This window comes from Methanolobus sp. WCC1 (assembly GCF_045690315.1).
In the GTDB taxonomy this organism is placed as follows: Archaea; Halobacteriota; Methanosarcinia; order Methanosarcinales; family Methanosarcinaceae; genus Methanolobus; species Methanolobus tindarius.
This window is the reverse complement of record NZ_CP146979.1, coordinates 739,426-756,705: the sequence shown is the minus strand read 5'-3', so window position 1 is coordinate 756,705 and position 17,280 is coordinate 739,426. Positions and strand designations below refer to the sequence as shown.

General features: G+C 41.5%; 23 protein-coding genes. 9 read left to right on the top strand and 14 right to left on the bottom strand.

The genetic code is table 11. From position 1 onward, the window contains the following. Positions 1-2 precede the first annotated feature (2 nt). The 14 genes from fpoM to V7O61_RS03745 all read right to left on the bottom strand — a co-directional run bounded on the left by fpoM (position 3) and on the right by V7O61_RS03745 (position 10,313). Positions 3-1,490: a F(420)H(2) dehydrogenase subunit M gene (gene fpoM / locus V7O61_RS03810; RefSeq protein WP_023844380.1), complete on the bottom strand. Its 1,488-nt coding sequence runs from the start codon at positions 1,488-1,490 to the stop codon at positions 3-5. After that, positions 1,490-3,502 (bottom strand): F420H2 dehydrogenase subunit FpoL, encoded by a 2,013-nt coding sequence (fpoL, locus tag V7O61_RS03805; RefSeq protein ID WP_407282671.1) that lies wholly within the window; start codon positions 3,500-3,502, stop codon positions 1,490-1,492. The genes fpoM and fpoL overlap by 1 nt, the downstream gene beginning before the upstream one ends. Positions 3,503-3,504: 2 nt before the next feature. Beyond that, positions 3,505-3,807 (bottom strand): F420H2 dehydrogenase subunit FpoK, encoded by a 303-nt coding sequence (gene fpoK, locus V7O61_RS03800; RefSeq protein WP_407282672.1) that lies wholly within the window; start codon positions 3,805-3,807, stop codon positions 3,505-3,507. Continuing rightward, positions 3,804-4,112 (bottom strand): F420H2 dehydrogenase subunit FpoJ, encoded by a 309-nt coding sequence (gene fpoJ / locus V7O61_RS03795; RefSeq protein WP_407282673.1) that lies wholly within the window; start codon positions 4,110-4,112, stop codon positions 3,804-3,806. Before fpoJ ends, fpoK begins: the two co-directional genes overlap by 4 nt. Beyond that, the gene (locus V7O61_RS03790; protein WP_023844384.1) at positions 4,102-4,380 is read right to left on the bottom strand and encodes an NADH-quinone oxidoreductase subunit J; all 279 of its coding nucleotides are present in this window, start codon (positions 4,378-4,380) and stop codon (positions 4,102-4,104) included. Before V7O61_RS03790 ends, fpoJ begins: the two co-directional genes overlap by 11 nt. Beyond that, positions 4,365-4,808 (bottom strand): F420H2 dehydrogenase subunit FpoI, encoded by a 444-nt coding sequence (gene fpoI / locus V7O61_RS03785; RefSeq protein ID WP_023844385.1) that lies wholly within the window; start codon positions 4,806-4,808, stop codon positions 4,365-4,367. Before fpoI ends, V7O61_RS03790 begins: the two co-directional genes overlap by 16 nt. 1 nt (position 4,809) lies before the next feature. Then, entirely contained in the window at positions 4,810-5,844 is a 1,035-nt protein-coding gene (gene fpoH, locus V7O61_RS03780) for a F420H2 dehydrogenase subunit FpoH (protein WP_048135110.1), read from the bottom strand. Positions 5,845-5,849: 5 nt separating this feature from the next. Next, positions 5,850-6,974, bottom strand: coding sequence for a F420H2 dehydrogenase subunit FpoD (gene fpoD, locus V7O61_RS03775; protein WP_023844387.1), 1,125 nt, complete (start codon positions 6,972-6,974; stop codon positions 5,850-5,852). Between the two features lie 9 nt (positions 6,975-6,983). Continuing rightward, positions 6,984-7,460, bottom strand: coding sequence for a F420H2 dehydrogenase subunit FpoC (fpoC, locus tag V7O61_RS03770; protein ID WP_407282674.1), 477 nt, complete (start codon positions 7,458-7,460; stop codon positions 6,984-6,986). A 9-nt stretch (positions 7,461-7,469) separates the two neighbouring features. Then, positions 7,470-8,030 (bottom strand): F(420)H(2) dehydrogenase subunit B, encoded by a 561-nt coding sequence (gene fpoB / locus V7O61_RS03765; protein WP_023844389.1) that lies wholly within the window; start codon positions 8,028-8,030, stop codon positions 7,470-7,472. Next, positions 8,018-8,410 (bottom strand): F420H2 dehydrogenase subunit FpoA, encoded by a 393-nt coding sequence (gene fpoA, locus V7O61_RS03760; RefSeq protein WP_023844390.1) that lies wholly within the window; start codon positions 8,408-8,410, stop codon positions 8,018-8,020. Before fpoA ends, fpoB begins: the two co-directional genes overlap by 13 nt. 370 nt (positions 8,411-8,780) lie before the next feature. After that, on the bottom strand, positions 8,781-9,287 hold the full coding sequence (locus V7O61_RS03755) for a hypothetical protein (protein WP_407282675.1): 507 nt from the start codon (positions 9,285-9,287) through the stop codon (positions 8,781-8,783). 9 nt (positions 9,288-9,296) lie between these two features. Next, a complete protein-coding gene (locus tag V7O61_RS03750) occupies positions 9,297-9,713 on the bottom strand; it encodes a DUF22 domain-containing protein (protein ID WP_023844392.1) in 417 nt (138 codons plus the stop codon). Between the two features lie 150 nt (positions 9,714-9,863). After that, positions 9,864-10,313: an Lrp/AsnC family transcriptional regulator gene (locus V7O61_RS03745; RefSeq protein WP_407282676.1), complete on the bottom strand. Its 450-nt coding sequence runs from the start codon at positions 10,311-10,313 to the stop codon at positions 9,864-9,866. A 184-nt stretch (positions 10,314-10,497) separates the two neighbouring features. Here V7O61_RS03745 and V7O61_RS03740 point away from each other — a divergent pair, with 184 nt between their 5' ends. The 9 genes from V7O61_RS03740 to V7O61_RS03700 all read left to right on the top strand — a co-directional run bounded on the left by V7O61_RS03740 (position 10,498) and on the right by V7O61_RS03700 (position 17,272). Then, positions 10,498-10,653, top strand: a complete 156-nt coding sequence (locus V7O61_RS03740; protein WP_407282677.1) for a 4Fe-4S binding protein — start codon at positions 10,498-10,500, stop codon at positions 10,651-10,653. A gap of 1 nt (position 10,654) precedes the next feature. Next, positions 10,655-11,938 (top strand): phytoene desaturase family protein, encoded by a 1,284-nt coding sequence (locus V7O61_RS03735; protein ID WP_407282678.1) that lies wholly within the window; start codon positions 10,655-10,657, stop codon positions 11,936-11,938. A 63-nt stretch (positions 11,939-12,001) separates the two neighbouring features. Continuing rightward, a complete protein-coding gene (gene cofG / locus V7O61_RS03730; protein ID WP_023844396.1) occupies positions 12,002-12,988 on the top strand; it encodes a 7,8-didemethyl-8-hydroxy-5-deazariboflavin synthase subunit CofG in 987 nt (328 codons plus the stop codon). Positions 12,989-13,041: 53 nt separating this feature from the next. Then, the gene (cofH, locus tag V7O61_RS03725) at positions 13,042-14,157 is read left to right on the top strand and encodes a 5-amino-6-(D-ribitylamino)uracil--L-tyrosine 4-hydroxyphenyl transferase CofH (RefSeq protein WP_048135768.1); all 1,116 of its coding nucleotides are present in this window, start codon (positions 13,042-13,044) and stop codon (positions 14,155-14,157) included. Positions 14,158-14,217: 60 nt separating this feature from the next. Continuing rightward, positions 14,218-14,853 (top strand): 2-phospho-L-lactate guanylyltransferase, encoded by a 636-nt coding sequence (gene cofC, locus V7O61_RS03720; protein ID WP_407282679.1) that lies wholly within the window; start codon positions 14,218-14,220, stop codon positions 14,851-14,853. A 119-nt stretch (positions 14,854-14,972) separates the two neighbouring features. Further along, positions 14,973-15,149: a 4Fe-4S binding protein gene (locus V7O61_RS03715; RefSeq protein WP_023844399.1), complete on the top strand. Its 177-nt coding sequence runs from the start codon at positions 14,973-14,975 to the stop codon at positions 15,147-15,149. Continuing rightward, entirely contained in the window at positions 15,146-16,363 is a 1,218-nt protein-coding gene (locus V7O61_RS03710) for an NAD(P)/FAD-dependent oxidoreductase (RefSeq protein ID WP_023844400.1), read from the top strand. The genes V7O61_RS03715 and V7O61_RS03710 overlap by 4 nt, the downstream gene beginning before the upstream one ends. A 94-nt stretch (positions 16,364-16,457) precedes the next feature. After that, positions 16,458-16,826 (top strand): transposase, encoded by a 369-nt coding sequence (locus tag V7O61_RS03705; RefSeq protein ID WP_407282680.1) that lies wholly within the window; start codon positions 16,458-16,460, stop codon positions 16,824-16,826. A 14-nt stretch (positions 16,827-16,840) separates the two neighbouring features. Then, positions 16,841-17,272 carry a transposase gene (locus tag V7O61_RS03700; RefSeq protein WP_407282681.1) on the top strand — a complete coding sequence of 144 codons (432 nt, stop codon included), beginning with the start codon at positions 16,841-16,843 and terminating at the stop codon, positions 17,270-17,272. The last annotated feature ends 8 nt before the right edge of the window (positions 17,273-17,280 follow it).

The following is a 17,280-nucleotide window of genomic DNA, read 5'->3' as shown; positions in this document are numbered from 1 at the left end:
ATTTACACCCCCATTGCAGCCATAAGGCTGACTATGTTATCAGAGTTCGTCAACATCATATCAAGCACCGGGCTTGGGTTAAGTCCGAAGTACAGTACGAGTATTGCAATAACTCCCATTGAAACTGTCTGGAAGGTATCGATATCTACAACCGTACCGAGTTTCTCATTATAGACACCAAACATTGCCCTCTGGAGAGCCCACAGGTGATATGCTGCAGTGATCACGATAGCTGATACTGCAATCAACACATATGATGGCAGGTTCCCAAAGCTTCCTGCGAGTACGGATACTTCAGCAATGAAACCACTGAGACCTGGAAGTCCAAGGGATGCCATGAAGGTCATTACCATAATGACTGCCAGTTTTGGCATCTTCTGTGCAAGTCCACCAAGATCGTTGATGATTCTTGTGCCTGTTGTGTTCTTGATAATACCACATGACATGAACATTACACTCATGATAAGTCCATGTGAGAACTGCTGGAACATTGCTCCTGAAACGGAGAGTGAGACCAGACCGGCTGCACCGAGTGTTACGTAGCCCATGTGGCTTACACTGGAGTATGCAACCATTCTCTTGAGGTCTTTCTGTGAGAGTGCAAGGAATGCACCGTAAAGTACACTTACTGAACCAAGAGCTGCCATGATGGTAATCATCAGGTTTGGTGATGCTGTAAATGGTAACATTGGAAGCATGACCTTAAAGAGACCGTATCCACCAATCTTAAGCATGACAAAGAGCACACTGCCAGCAGTTGGTGCCTCAGTATATGCATCTGGTTGCCATGAGTGGAATGGGAAACTTGGAATCTTTACTATGAAACCGAAGAGCAATGCAAGGAATATCATATCCTTTGCTGCACCGGATTCAATGAACTGGAACTGACTGATAAGCGTTGGTATGTCCAGTGTTGGAGTTCCTGTCATGTCCCATGCTGCAAAATAAAGTCCGAATATACCCAAAAGCATCACAAGGGACGCCACGTGAGTGTAGATAAAGAACTTAATTGCTGCTTTATGTTTGTTGGGACCTCCCCATATGCTCACCATGAAGAAGAGCGGTACGAGTGTAAGTTCCCAGAATATGTAGAACAGGAAGAAGTCCAGTGCGGTGAATACACCGATTACTGCACCCTCTGTTGCGAGTATGCATGCGTAGAACTTGTTTGGTGATTTCCTGTCATCGTTCCATGTGAAGAGGACAAGGAAAGGAAGTACAATTGCATTGAGAAGAATCAATGGCATTGCGATTCCGTCAACACCGAGGTGGTAGGTAATTCCAAGGGATGGTACCCACTGTGCAAGTTCCTCGAATTGGTTATCTGCTATAGTGCTGTCGAAGTTAAAGTACATGTATACTGTAAGTAACAGTACAATAACAGTACCGGCAAGTGCTATTACTCTTGCCTGTTCCTTTGTTTTTGTGAATAATGCAAGTGCTGCGAATATCAGAGGTATCAGCACGATCATTGAAAGTATCGGCATCATTAGAGTACCTCCATTACCACTTTAACAAGAATAATCAGAAGACTTACTCCGGTTATTACTGCTGTGGCATAATTCTGTACTGCTCCTGTCTGGAACTGACGCAGGGATTCACCGGATTCAATTGCAAGGTCGCTGAACCATTTAACTGTCCAGTCAAATCCTCTGTCAACTGCACGTCCTGCAAAAGCAAATCCTTCATAGATTACCTTTACTGAGACAAAGTTGGTGAATATGGCATTCTGATAGTACCTGTTGTACAGGAGTTTGTAAATTGGGTTGTTTCTTGAAACAAGGCTGTCCATATTGACAATCCTGAGTCCATAAATCAGGAATGTAATTACAAGACCTGCAATTGCTACTATTAGTGGCATCCAGAGGACGAGCAATGGCTCATGTCCTGCATGTTCTGCAATGTGATAACCACCAAGTGTTGCCAGGCTTGAAATATCCATGTTTACAAAGTTGTTTACAAATGTCTCACTCACAAATGTGTTGAACTTCGTTGCGGTAAGACCACCGAAGAACAATGCAAAGATTGCAAGGATTGAGAGTGGGATTGTCATTGATGCAGGTGACTCGTGACCACCGTAATCTGTACGTGGCTTACCATAGAATGTCATGAAGATAAGCCTGAAGATATAGATAGAAGTCAACAGAGCTGCTGCAATTGAAAGTATGTATGGTATCCATGAACCGGTTGCTTCTCCCATGAGGTATGCACTCTCGATGATTGCATCCTTACTGAAGAAACCACTTGTACCGATAGATGTACCTGGTATACCCATTCCGGTAAGTGCCAGTGAAGCTACAATCATTGTTACCGCTGTAATTGGCATTACCTTTGCAACTCCTCCAAGCTGCCTCATGTCGTGTGTACCGACTGCGTGAATTACACTACCTGCACACAGGAAGAGAAGAGCCTTGAAGAATGCGTGGTTGATCAGGTGGAATACTGAGATTCCGACTGCCTCAGCACCTACTGCTGCACCAACACCAAGTCCGAGCATCATGTAACCGAGCTGACTTACGGTAGAGTATGCAAGTACACGCTTAAGGTCGTTCATAACGATACCCATTGTTCCTGCAAAGATTGCAGTGAAAGCACCGACGTATGCTACAACCATGAGTGAATCAGGAGCTGCGATGAACATTGGGAATGTTCTTGCAACCAGATAGACACCAGCTGTAACCATTGTTGCTGCGTGTATGAGAGCTGAAACAGTTGTTGGACCTTCCATTGCATCAGGGAGCCACACATGGAGTGGGAACTGACCTGACTTACCTACAGCACCACCGAAGAACAGGAGTGTTATCAGGGTGATGTGGCTGACTTCCATTCCGAAAATGTTTGCATTCATTGCTGCAAGGTCCGGAATGTGTGCGAATATCTCGTCGAACCTGAGTATATAGACACCGTCAGGAATGTTGCCGTTGAATATCTTAAAAAGGTCTGAGAACAGGACAATGATACCTGTAAGGAACATTACGTCACCAATTCTGGTTGTAAGGAAAGCCTTCTTTGCTGCTGTTGCAGCGGATGGCTTCTCGAACCAGAATCCGATAAGTAAGTATGAACAAACACCCACAAGTTCCCAGCAAATGAAGAGCTGGAGGATGTTGTCTGAAAGAATCAGACCAAGCATTGAAGCTGTAAACAGTGCAGTCTCAGCAAAGTACCTGGAAGGTGCTTTGTCATGTGACATGTAACCTGTTGAATAGATGTGAATAAGTAAACTTACGAATGTGACCATTGTAAGCATAACTGCTGCCAGAGGGTCAACGAGGACGCCTATGTTAAGCATGGCAAACCAGCTATATGAATAACTCACAACTTCTTCAGGATTTGCAAGTAAGTTCAATGTAATTAATAGTGATATTATGAATGATGTAGCAATAGCTGCTATTGGAATTATTGCACCGCCTGTTGGCAGTTTCTTCCCGAAGAAGAAAGTCAGCACAAAAGCAAGTGCAGGCAGGACCGGAATTAAAAATGCTAAATCTCCTACTGCCATTTTTACCACCTCAGTACGTTAATATTGTCAAGGCTGATCGTATCCTTCATTCTGTAAAGGGCCATCAGTATAGCAAAGCCGATTGCTGCTTCACAAGCTGCCAATGCGATAGAGAACAATGCAAATACCTGTCCAGTAAGGTCATCATGGTAGCTTGAAAATGCCACAAGATTAAGGTTAGCAGCATTGAGCATGAGTTCCACGCACATAAGAATACGAATACCACTGCGCTGTGTCATCAGTCCATAGAGACCTATGGAGAAGATGATTGCTGCAACAGCAAGATAAAGTACGATTGGAATCATTTGTTATCATCTCCTTTTGCCATGTATATGGCACCCATCAATGAGGACAACAATACGATAGACATTATTTCAAACGGAATCACAAAATCAGTAAAGATCATAACTCCGATAGCCTCAATGTTACTCTGATCCTCGATATTCTGAGGGAGTTGGTCTACTGTAGGCCAGCTTGTGAAGAAAACTGTCACTATTATGATTGTCATGAACAGAGCAGCAATTATCATTCCAAATATGCGTGGCTTAAAGTAGTCATACACAGATGTAGCAACATCCATTGCTGTAAATGATATTTCTTTATTCAGCATCTGTACCAAACTCCTTCTTAGTAAGCATTACAGCGAACAGTATCAATACACCTACTGCACCGATGTACACCAGTACCTGAGCAACACCAAGGAATTGTGCATTGAGCATGATGTAGAAAGCTGCAACGATAAACATTGTCACTACAAGTGCAATAGCCGCCCTTACTACATCCTTAGCTGTTACTACGAATACTGCAAACACGATCGACACAAGTGCCAGAATCACAAAAATGATTAATTCAATTATTGAGCCTATTGTGGGGTCCATCTGCTCACCTCCTCACCGGCTTCTTCTTCAGCATTAATGTCAACTTCCCTTGCCAGCATGTCTGGTGTAAAGAGAAGATCCTCATGGTTCCAGCGAATTACACCTGTCAGGTATACCTTTGAGCTATCCAGAGCATCTTTTGGACACTGACTGATACAAAGACCACAGAACAGACAATGACCTATGTCTATTGAAGGGAACCATCTCTGCTTGTCATTTTCCGGGCTGACACGTGCCCTGACGATCTTGATACAATTGTTGGGGCATGTATTAGCGCATATTCCACAACCGATACATTTCGATTTATCCAGTTTTTGTAAACCCCTGAACCTGTCTGAAAGTTTTGTTGGTTCTTCTGGACACATTCTTGTAACTGGAGGGCCGAAATAAATGTTCTTTACTGCTGTTATGATATTTTTAATAACCATTTTAGTATACCCCCAGCAGACCAAGTCCGATTACCCATCCGAGATTGAGAAGGGACAATGGCAGAAGTTTTTTCCAGCTCAGGTCTACTACCTGATCGATTCTATACCTTGGAACAGCCCATCTGATCATGATGATAAAGAGAATCACCAGAGCTACCTTCAACAGGAAAAATGCTGTTGGAAGGATTATACCAAGGATTGTTATATCGGTCAGGAATGCAGGCAGATTCCATCCACCAAGGAACAACAGTACTACAAGCATTGAACCGAGGATAAGGTGAATATATTCTGCAAAGAAACAGTAACCGAATCTCATACTTGTGTACTCGGTCATCCAACCTGCAATGAGTTCTTCCTCGGACTCGTTCTGGTCAAAAGGAAGACGACCCATATCAGCCATAAGGGCGATAAAGAACACAATAGCTCCCAGAGGCTGCATTATTATAAACCACAGAGGACTCTGGGCCTCAGCGATCTCTACTATGTTCAGTGAACCTGCCATGATAGCAACACTTACAATACAGATACCAAGAGGGACTTCATATCCAATCATACGTGCAAAGTTCCTGAAAGCTCCAAGAACAGAGAACTTATTGTTCGCACTGTATGCAACCATGAAAATACCGATTATTGAGATTGCTGACATTGCTTCAATGTACAGGATACTTATATCCATCTCTGTTGCAGCGATTACATAGCTCTGACCATCAACGATTATAGCACCAAAAGGCATTGCTACAAGCATCAGGAAAACGGATCCCATAAGGAGGATCGGTGCTGAGACAAATAACAATTTATCAGCATTTTTTGGTATGATATCTTCTTTTGTGAACAACTTGATAGCATCTGCAACAAGCTGAAGTAATCCATGGGGACCAACCCTCATAGGACCATATCTCTGCTGAACATCTGCTGAGAGTTTACGCTCAAACCAGACAGCTACACAGGCACCGCCAAAAACAGCTCCCATGATGCACAATCCAAGGATACCTCTTAAAAGAGGGTTGTAGATTATTGCTTCTATATCCATCGACATCATGATCACCTGTCAACCTCACTGGTACATGTGTCCATACTGCCGGCAATTGCAACAATATCTGCAACTGGCACACCTTTAAGCAGTGGCGGCAGGGTCTGAAGTGTTGGATACACAGGTCCTCTTATCTTTACACGGTATGGCTTGTCTGAACCATCAGATACCATATAGAATCCCATTTCTCCTCTTGGGTCTTCAACACGGTGGAAAACCTCTCCGGCTGGAACTCTCATTATAGGGGATCTCTTACCATACGGAGTATTCTCCGGGAAGATTGGCCCTGAAGGAATCTGGTCAAGACACTGCTCAATGATATGCATACTTTCGCGCATCTCATCCAGACGTACCTGAATTCTTGCGAAAACATCACCATCTGTCTCTGTGCATACCTTAAAATCAAGGTCCTTGTAGACAAGGTAAGGTTCATCCTTTCGAATATCAAAAGCAACACCTGTTGCCCTGAGTGGTGGTCCCGATACACCAAGATCCTTTGCAACATCTGCAGTAAGAACTCCTATACCCTTTGTTCTTGCCTTGTAGATAGCATCGGTCCTGTACAGTTCTTCGTAATTATCAATAGCCTTACTCAGGTTTCCAAAGACATATTTAACATCGTCCTTGAACCCGTCAGGAAGGTCATCCTTTACACCACCATAACGCAGGAAACTGTGTGTGACACGTGCTCCGGTTACGGAGTCAATAAGAGACATTACATCTTCTCTGTCCCTGATGGTGTACATAAACATACTTACAAAACCAACAAAAGAAGCATATTCTCCCATACCGAGCAGATGACTCTGTAATCTGGAAAGTTCTTCCATAATCACACGGATATACTGTGCTCTCTCAGGCACTTCAATACCTGCAAGCTTTTCAACACAACCAACATAAGCTTCCTCGTTGGTCATTGCAGCAAGATAGCATATCCTGTCAACAATGGTAATGCCCTGAAGATATGTTTTGTTTTCAAGGATCTTTTCAATTCCTTTATGGATCCAGCCCATCTCTACTTCAGAATCCACAACTGTCTCGCCCCTAAGTTTGGCGTTCAGTCTGAATGGTCCTGGCATCATAGGGTGCTGTGGTCCAAGGTGTACTATCATTTCAGAAGGTCCAACTGTTTCATCCATATTTAACCCTCACACCAAATTCCTGGCTGACTTGTTTGGGAAGCCTGCATAATCCTTACGCAGTGGCCACTCACCGAGCATCTCTTTTGGAAGTACAAGAGGTTTAAGGTCGGGGTGGTTAAGATAATTCACACCAAACAATTCGTACGTTTCTCTTTCGTACCAGTTAGCATTCCAGTAAACAGGCACCACAGATTCAACCTCTGGGTTGTCCCTTGAAAGAAGAGCTTTCATTGTAAGGACAACAGGGTGTTCATAGGAACCTATTACGTATATTACTTCGATCTCATTCCTGTCCGGATAGTCAACTCCGAATTCACAACAGAGGTGTCCGAAAGACAGGTCTTCTTTGAGGTAGCGGCAAACTTCCACTACGTTTTCCGGTTTCACTTTGGCAACTACCCTTATGCCAGACTCAATATCTGAATCATAGATGTCTTCAGGGAATTTGCCTGTAAGTGAAGAGATAATAGAATTAGCGTCCATCAATTCACCTCAATACTCCGTACCTTTGTCCTTCTTTGCTTCGATTTTCTTCTGGAGTTCCACGAATCCCTGAATAAGAGCCTCACACCTTGGTGGACATCCGGGTACGAATACATCTACAGGGAAGATATCGTCAACATTCTGATGAGTACTGTATGATTCGTAGAAAGGACCACCACTTATCGCGCAGTCTCCAAAGCATATGACCCACTTTGGTGCTGGCATCTGATCCCATACCCTCTTCAGAGCTGGCAGGTACTTCTTTGTTACGTAACCACTGATAATCAGTACATCTGCGTGTCTGGGGGAGTTACGTGGAATGATACCGAAACGGTCTGTGTCGTAGTGAGCCATACCTGTAGCAAGCAGCTCCACACCACAGCAACCCATTGCATTTACCATAAACCACAGAGAGTTTTTACGTCCCCAGTTAAGAACATCCTGAATCTTTGTTTTCTTGAGGAAGTCTGCTATAGCATTTGAGTCTGTAAGCATTGTCCCCGGGACATCGGTATACCCTACATCCAAAACAGCATCTTGTTCGACATTTGTCTGCTCTACTTCATCCATTTAAGAGCCTCCTTCTTGATCAGATACACGTAGCCAAACAATACAACAAAAATAAAGATTAACATTTCAACGGTTGCTACTCCAGTAATATCATGTCCCTTGAAAATCGTAGTCCAGGGATAAAGGAAAAGGACTTCAATATCAAAAAGAACAAAAGCAATGGCATATAGATAGTATTCGACATTGAATTGTATTCTGGCATTTCCTATTGGTAAGGAACCTGCTTCATATGTCGTGTACTTTGCTGATGATTTACTCCTAGGACTTAACAATTTAATGATAAGCATTGTCATAGGAGGCATCACTAGCGCCACTATAAGAATAATTGCAACCGGTATGTAACTATTGGCTATGTTACTAATATCGATTATTCCTGACATAAACTATTCTCCTGAAAGTTATAAAGATACATAGACTATTTGTATAAAACACCTTCGTGCGAGGTATTGCACAAATAACCATTAAACCTGTACGGATAGACAAACAATATCTGTCGACATATTTTTCAATAGATAGAGTTCTAATAATTGATAATAATTCATCATATTTAAATTGTCTCAATTAGAATACCGCAGGCTGAAACACAGCCAAAAACTATAATAGGAAAGAGATACGGAATGTGCGAGGTCTGCGCAGATACAAAATAAATTATGCGTGGAAGTGAATAAGCTTGTAAAAGCTTACAGATACTGTACTTCAAGCTTTATCGACTCTTATGTCCACCGCAATATGCTTTTAAGAATGAAATTTTCATACACTTTTGAGTGAAAAATATTTTTTGATTACCGCGTCACATTCGGAACATGAAATTACCATCCAGTCACCAACATCTCTTCGCGTGTATTTATCAAATATAGAAGCACCGCATTCCGGGCAAACATAGTAGTCCTTGAAATAATAATGATAAAAATGCGGAGTTGCCTCCAGCCAGTCAAGTACTTTTTGCATATGCTCAAAATAACGCTTTTTGGATGGATGCCCACCTCCATTTTCCAGAGCATCATGGACTCTTGCGCTGACATCTTTTGTATGTTGATCAGACTTTTGTGCCAGTTTCTTGTAATCTGAAATATACTTTGTAGTGTTGTTCAGATAATTCAGATAAGCAGCATGGGCCTTAGGTTCACGCTTCCATATTGTACGAAGGAAATACTCACCCATAACATCTTCCATAATATCTGCACAGGTAGTGCAGATGTTGTAACCTTCAAAATGCTTGAAGTCCTGTAGTTCACCACATATCTCACAAGTATCCATAAAACCACCTTAGAGAGTGCGTGGCGTCATAGCTTCACGAGTGAACATGATAGGGAAGATATTGAGAACTGCAAGAAGATCCCCTTCTCTAATCCTGCCACTTTCCTGTCCGATAACATAAGCCGAATTGATGATACGCTCACTGTCCACAGGTTTTGCACCACCTTTTGACCCGACCTTAATGAGAGAAACAACGGCATGATGTGAAAAAGTACATGGAAGCGCCACCATATCGGGATCCAGACATATCTCTTTCACGTTGACCTTCTTGAATTCCCCTGCACGGATTTCCATATCCTCATCAGATATCACCATCTCCCATTTTGCACGAGTTGCAATTGTAAATTCATATGGTGCAGCCTTAACTTTCCTGGATGTCAATTCCCCGTTATCCCTAGATACTACCTGGATCACTTCTTTCTTCATAAGTTCACCTAAAAATAAACTGACATGATGATATATAAAAGTTCTTGAAAAATATAATGAATAATCATGATATTAATATACGAATGAATCTCACGCGGATTATCGGAAAAACATAAATAAATGTGTCCACACCGGCATGATTTGAAAGTTTTACTTTTTGAGTATCACACAACTCTTTTCTTTATGGCATTTTGTTGTCAGTATACTCTGGGAATCTTTTATCCCATCCATATTTCCAAGTACCTGTAAAACATTTTCTTTCAGGGAATGGATATCAAAAGTCCGCACTTTCAGAAGCAAGTCATAAGGCTCAAGCAATTCATAGACTTCCAGTACATCATCGACTGTCTTCAAGCGGTTGATTATATTAATCCTCTTGCTCTGCTCGATATTGACACCAATAAAAGTTGTGACATTTAGTCCAACTTCGTTAGTATCAACCTTAACAGTAAATTCCTTGATTATCCCCGTTTCACGCATCTTCTCTATTCTCTTGTGAACAGTGGATGTCGCAAGGTCAAGAGCTGTTGCAATCTCAGTGCTGTGCATTCGGGAATCTTTACAAAGATGTTCCAATATAGCCAGATCAACTTCATCCATGATAATATAATTATTACTTGATAATAATAAATATTTCCGTTTGAAACCCCGGATGACAAAAATGTGGAAGACACTGCAAATATTATCATCCAACGTAACTCATCATGCACTATAGAACAAAACAAAGAACAATAAGACTTTTTATTCTTGAAAACCTTATACAATGAAATCCGGTGAATGTAATATGAAAGTAAACAAAAACTGTGTAGGATGTGGCCAATGTGCTGCTTTTTGTAAATTCGAAGCCATTGAGATCAGAGGAAAAGCGAGTTTTACTTCTGCATGCATCGAGTGCAGGGCATGTGCCGCATACTGTCCGGTTAAAGCAATAGAGGCATAGGATGAAAGCAATTATTATCGGTTCGGGACTGGGAGGACTTTTGAGCGCAGCGAAGCTTTCAAAAGAAGGATATGAAGTAGAAATATTTGAACGCCTTCCAATTATAGGAGGAAGATTCACCAATATCCCATACCAGGGTTTCCAGCTGAGCACCGGCGCATTGCATATGATACCTCACGGACCTGCCGGACCTTTATCACAATTATTGAAAGACGTAGGCGCAGATGTCGAAATAGTCCGCAAAAAACCGGTTTCCGTCATCAGGGTTCCACGAACCAGAAAAGATACAGACTACAAATACGGACACAAGGATATTCTTTTTGAAGATTTTAAAGTTCTTTTTTCACTTTTAAATCGACTTAAACTCATATATTACGTCATAAGTACCAGAAAAAATCCCCCAACAAGTCAATCTTTTGAAGACTGGTGTCGAAAACATATCCCACAGGACTGGACATACCGGATTTCAGATTCCTTTTTCGGGTGGGCACTCAGCCTGAAGGGTGCAGATGTGCCTGTGGAAGAAGCCTTTGCCATTATAGAAAACCTTTACCACTTCGGAGGACCAGGAGTTCCAATGGGAGGATGTAAAGGAGTTACAGATGCCCTTGTAGAAATAATTACATCCAATGGCGGAACCATACACACATCTTCAGAAGTATCAGGGTTTAAATTAGACAATGACAAAGTAACAGCTGTAATCACAGATGGAGAAGAACATGCAGCTGATCTTGTTATTAGTGATATCGGGCATCCTTCCACTGCAAAATTGATAGGAACTGAAACAAACATTAGTGGAATGGATGAATACTCACGCAAATCAAAAGACCTTAAACCATCTGCAGGAATTAAGATCTGCATCTCATCAGATAAACCACTGATAGGGCATGGAGGAGTACTTCTTACACCTTATGCAAAAAGGGTGAACGGCATAAATGAAGTGACGAATGTTGACCCTTCCCTTGCACCAGCAGGAAAACATCTTACAATGGCCCATCAATGTGTTCACTGGGATGATCTCAATGAACTTGACAAAGAGATAGAATTGGGTCTTGAAGATCTCAAAGATATTTTTGCAGGAAAAGAATATGAAGTACTTCTTATACAATCATATTCAAACGACTGGCCTGTAAACAGATCTCCTTCAGGAGCAGACCTTAAAAACAAAACACCAGTATCAAACCTTTATGTAGTGGGAGATGGAGCAAAAGGAAAAGGTGGTATTGAAGTTGAAGGAATTGCCCTGGGTGTCAAAAACTGTATGCAGGATATTTTGATTACCTGACCTATATAAAAATCATAACCAGTAAAACTTATGTAAGGGTTGCTTTAAAAATAGGAACTAACAATGGATGAATTTGTAACATTCTGCCGCAACGTCTTCGTACCGGTCACAAATATTTGCAGGAATAACTGCAGGTATTGTACTTTCAGATGCGATCCGGATGACCCTGATGCAAAACTGATGAAGATAGAAGAAATTCTGCCAATATTAGAAGAGGGTAAAAAAGCAGGATGTACAGAAGTTCTGTTTACATTTGGAGAATATGCAGAAGAAGTTCCGAAGTATAAAGAATGGCTGGAAGATTTAGGATACAACAAAACTGTTGACTATATATGCGAATTATGCAGGATAGCCATCAATACAGGTCTTTTGCCCCATACCAATGCAGGCATACTGAACTATACCGAACTTGAAAAGCTCAAACCTCTTAATGCCAGTATGGGACTAATGTTAGAGACAACTGCAGATCTGGCAGCGCATGAAGGTTCTCCTGGAAAAATACCTTCCAAAAGAATCAAAACCATACGCTATGCCGGTGAATTGAATATACCATTTACAACTGGTTTGCTTATAGGCATAGGCGAAACACTTGATGACAGAATCAACTCCATACTGACCATTGCAGAGCTGCATGAAGAATACGGCCATATACAGGAAGTTATAATACAGAACTTCACCCCAAAACCTGATACTCCAATGGCTGATATGCCATCGCCTACCGAAGAGGAGATGATGCAGGCGATATTAATAGCCAGGGAAATTCTTCCTGATGACGTAGCTATACAGGTTGCGCCAAACCTGATAGATCCTTATACATTGATCCAGTGTGGCGCCGGTGACCTTGGAGGAATCTCACCTACTACAATTGACTGGATTAACCCTGAGGCAGAATGGCCAGATGTATCAGAACTAAAGAAAATGATACACGAAGTTGAACTAAAAGAGAGACTTCCAATTTATCCGCAGTACATTAAAAAAGGGTGGTACAGCGATAACCTGAAAGGCCTGATTCACAGTCTTTCGGATGAGGACGGATACCGGAAAATATGATTCCTGGTTGGGGCACACATTTTAAATACAAAAGAAAGGTATCAGTGAGAACTATGAACCCTATTATCCCGGAAGATGTTGTTGAACGTGCCAACCAAGGCAGAACCACAAAGGAAGACGCGCTTTTTCTTTTAGAAGTGCCGCCGTTCAAGCTTTTTGAACTGGCAGACAGGTTGCGTCAGGAGACAGTAGGGGATACTGTAACCTATGTGGTAAACCGCAACATTAACTTCACTAACCGCTGTGTCGGAAACTGTGGGTTCTGTGCATTCTGCGATAATACCGGATATATTCTGGACATTCAGGAAATACTTGAGAAAGTAAAAGATGCCGAGAGCCAGGGAGCAACTGAAGTATGCATTCAGGGAGGACTCCTTCCAAATGTTGATATAAATTTCTATACGGATATAATAAGGGCTGTCAAGGCAGAATTCCCCCATATTCACACACATGCATTTTCCCCTATGGAAGTATACCATGCGGCAAAGAAAAGCAACATAAGTGTGGAAGAAGCACTTATGCGCCTGAAGGAAGCGGGACTTGACACAATGCCCGGAACTGCAGCAGAAATACTTTCTGACAGAGTGAGGAACATAATTTGCTCCAGTAAGCTCAAGACCGATGAATGGGTGAATGTTGTCACAAAAGCACACCAGACAGGAATAAACACAACTGCAACCATAATGTACGGGCATGTTGAAACAATAGAGGAACGTATAGACCATATAATGCTCATCCGGGATATACAAAAGAAAACAGGTGGTTTTACAGAATTTGTCCCATTGACATTCATGCCATATAACAATAAGATTGGCAATGAAATGATTAAAGAGGGCAAATATGCAACCCCCGGAATACAGGATCTGCAATTATATGCACTTGCGCGCATTATTCTTAACACCCATATTGATAATATCCAGGCAAGCTGGGTTAAGCTTGGAAAAAAGCTGGCACAGGTAGCTCTGTTCTGTGGTGTAAACGACCTTGGCGGAACCCTCATGGAAGAAAAGATATCAGCTTCAGCAGGATCTACAACCGGACAATTCATGTCAGCGCAGGAACTTGAATGGTTCATCACATCTTCAGGAAGGCAACCATTGCAGAGGAATACAATATACAAACCAATTCTTAGCAATGAATCTGAAAAGATAGATCTTAAAGTAGCTTGATTCTTAAAATGGATAATTAATATGGCAGACCGCCGGAATAAGCATTTTATGAGGAAACAAATGAAAGCATTGATACCTTATAAAAAGAAAAACGCCAAATCAAGGCTTTCACCTGCACTTACTTTAGAAGAACGTGAGGAATTCGTAGAACTCATGTTAAGGGACGTTGTGTCAAGTCTGAAAGAAGCAGGTATCAAAGAGATAGATGTACTTACAACACCCGATAACGGCGTACCTAAAGACCTGGACGTTAATGTTGTTCTGAGTGAACACGACCTGAATGAAGCCATCAATGAATATCTGGAACAGGAAAACAAGCCAATATTTATTATAATGGCAGATCTACCTATGGTAAGAGCATGCCATGTAAACGACATAGTTTCAAGAACAGAGGATGTTGTGATAGTACCCGGCAAAGGTGGGGGCACGAATGTCATTTTCCTGAAAGATCCTTCAAATTACCATGTTAAATACTATGGTTCCAGTTTCCTTAACCATTGCAATATAGCAAAAGCCAGAGGATGTTCAGTCTTTATATACGACTCATTCATGTTGAGCACTGACATTGACGAACCACATGATCTGGTAGAGATAATGCTTCATGGGCATGGAAACTCACAAAAATATGTGAATGAAAGGTTTGATATGAAAACAGGCAAGGCCAGAGCAAAGATAAATGCTGCAGGCGATGCATAAACCACATATATTCCTTTTACTATATTGGATTCCCTGATTACTGGTTCGAATACGAGAATTAGAAAGATATATTTCCTTTTAAACTATTAGTGATAAATTATACAAATTTATAGGTGATAATGGTGACCATCAACGTAAATAAATTCAAATGCGGTTACTGTGGGGCATGTGTAAGTGTATGTCCGGCTGGAGCACTTGAATTGGTTGAAACCTGGATAGAAGTAAATGAATTGTGTACTTCTTGCGGCATCTGTGCTAAAATATGCCCTGTTGGAGCTATTGAGGTGAAAAAGTGAAAAATGAATATGATGTTGTGGTCATAGGTGCCGGTCCGGCAGGATCAATAGCTGCAAAAACAGCTGCATTAAAAGGCCTCAGTGTCTTATTGATTGAGAAAAGGCAGGAAATAGGCGATCCTGTAAGATGTGCTGAAGGAGTAAGTAAAGTCTGGCTCAGAAAGCACATAGAGCCTGATCATCGCTGGATATGCGCAGACGTAAAAGGCTCACGTATCTACACTCCTGACGGAACAATGATAGAAATGGCAGAAGAGATTGCAGGAGGGGAAGTCGGATACGTTCTTGAACGTAAGATATTTGACAGGGCCTTGGCCTACGAAGCCTCAAAAGCCGGTGCAGAAGTAAGAGTGAAGACAAGAGCTACTGACCTTATTATTGAAGATGATTTTGTGAAAGGTGTCAAAGTATCACATCTTGGACAGTCATACGATATTAAAGCAAAGATAATCATTGGTGCAGACGGAGTCGAATCAAAAGTAGGAAGATGGGCAGGAATTGACACATCCCTTAAGCCAGTAGATATTGAGACATGCGCACAGTACCTTATGAGCGGTACAAATATCGATCAGGATTATTGCTACTTCTATCTTGGAAATGAGATTGCACCTGCAGGCTATGTATGGATTTTCCCTAAAGGAAATGGTATGGCCAACGTTGGCATAGGTATTCTTGGTAATAAATCCGGCAACGGAAAACATGCCATTGATTACCTGAATGATTTTGTGAATGACAAATACCCGGACGCAAAAATACTGGAGATTGATGTGGGCGGAGTACCTGTAAGTGGCAGCATTGAAAAGACAATTGTTAACGGATTAATGCTTGTAGGTGATGCAGCAAGACAATCTGATCCAATTACAGGCGGCGGAATTATTAATGCAATGGAAGCAGGGAAAATAGCAGGCGAAGTTGCATATAATGCCATATCAAAAGGTGATGTTTCAACTGACGCACTTAATGAGTATGAAGTCAGATGGAGAGAAACTATAGGTCGTGAGATAGACAACAGCCTGATAGTTAAGGATACATTTACAAAATTCAGTGACAAGGAACTTAACTCACTGGGACACTCCCTAAGAGGTGTCAATTTCTCAAGCATGAGTTTGCTTGATTTGCTTTATGCTCTTTTCAAGGCAAACAAGAAACTTCTATGGGAGTTGAGAGTTCTTTTCAAAACTGTTGTCAAGTACGAACTTGACTTTGAAAAATAATAAAGTGATATTACAATCACTTTATTCATTTATTTAATGAGTCTATCTCAAAACTATAAATAATACTTCCTCGAATATTATTATGGGGATATGAATGGAATTCAGAGAAATCTCTGATGAGCAATGGAAGTTTATTAAGCCACATTTACCACCTCAACCCATTACAGGAAGAAAGAGAGCTGATGACCGTAAGGTCATCAATGGTATACTCTTTGTCCTGATAACTGGTTGCAGGTGGGGAGATATGCCAGTAATTTATGGTTCCAGGGCAACTGCCTGGAGACGGCTGAAATGGTGGTCGGAAGAAGGGGTATGGAATGAGATTATGGAATCCCTTCGGGATTCCTCTTACCAAGAAGGTAAGTTCTCTATGGATGTTGTATGTGTTGATAGTAGCTTCATTGAAACAAAAAAAGGGGAGAAAATTCCGAATACAACGGCCATAAAAAAAGGAAGGGAATAAAGATTCATGTTTGTGTGAGTTGCGAAGGCTTTCCTTTGACGATTCTGATCGCCTCTGGAAAGGCACATGATGGTCAGTACTTTGTTCATGTCATGGAAAATATCAAGGTCAAAACAGACAGAAGACCACGAACCAGACCATTGGAAGTACTTGCGGATTCTGCTTATGATGAGATATCTATCAGGAAATATTTGAGACACAGAGCGATAAAAAGTAATATTCCTGTCAATATCAGGAATCGGAAAGATCCTAAAAGAGGAAGACCTACAAGACTTGAATATGAGTCTTATAGGAAAAGAGGTACAATAGAACGTTTCTTTGCATGGTTGAAAATGGGATTCAGGAAAATAGCAAGCAGATATGAAAGGCTTAATGTTGTTTTCAAAGGACTACTGGATATTGCATGTTTTCTATTATGCTGGAAAAAATTTCAAGAGGAGTTTTGAGATAGGTT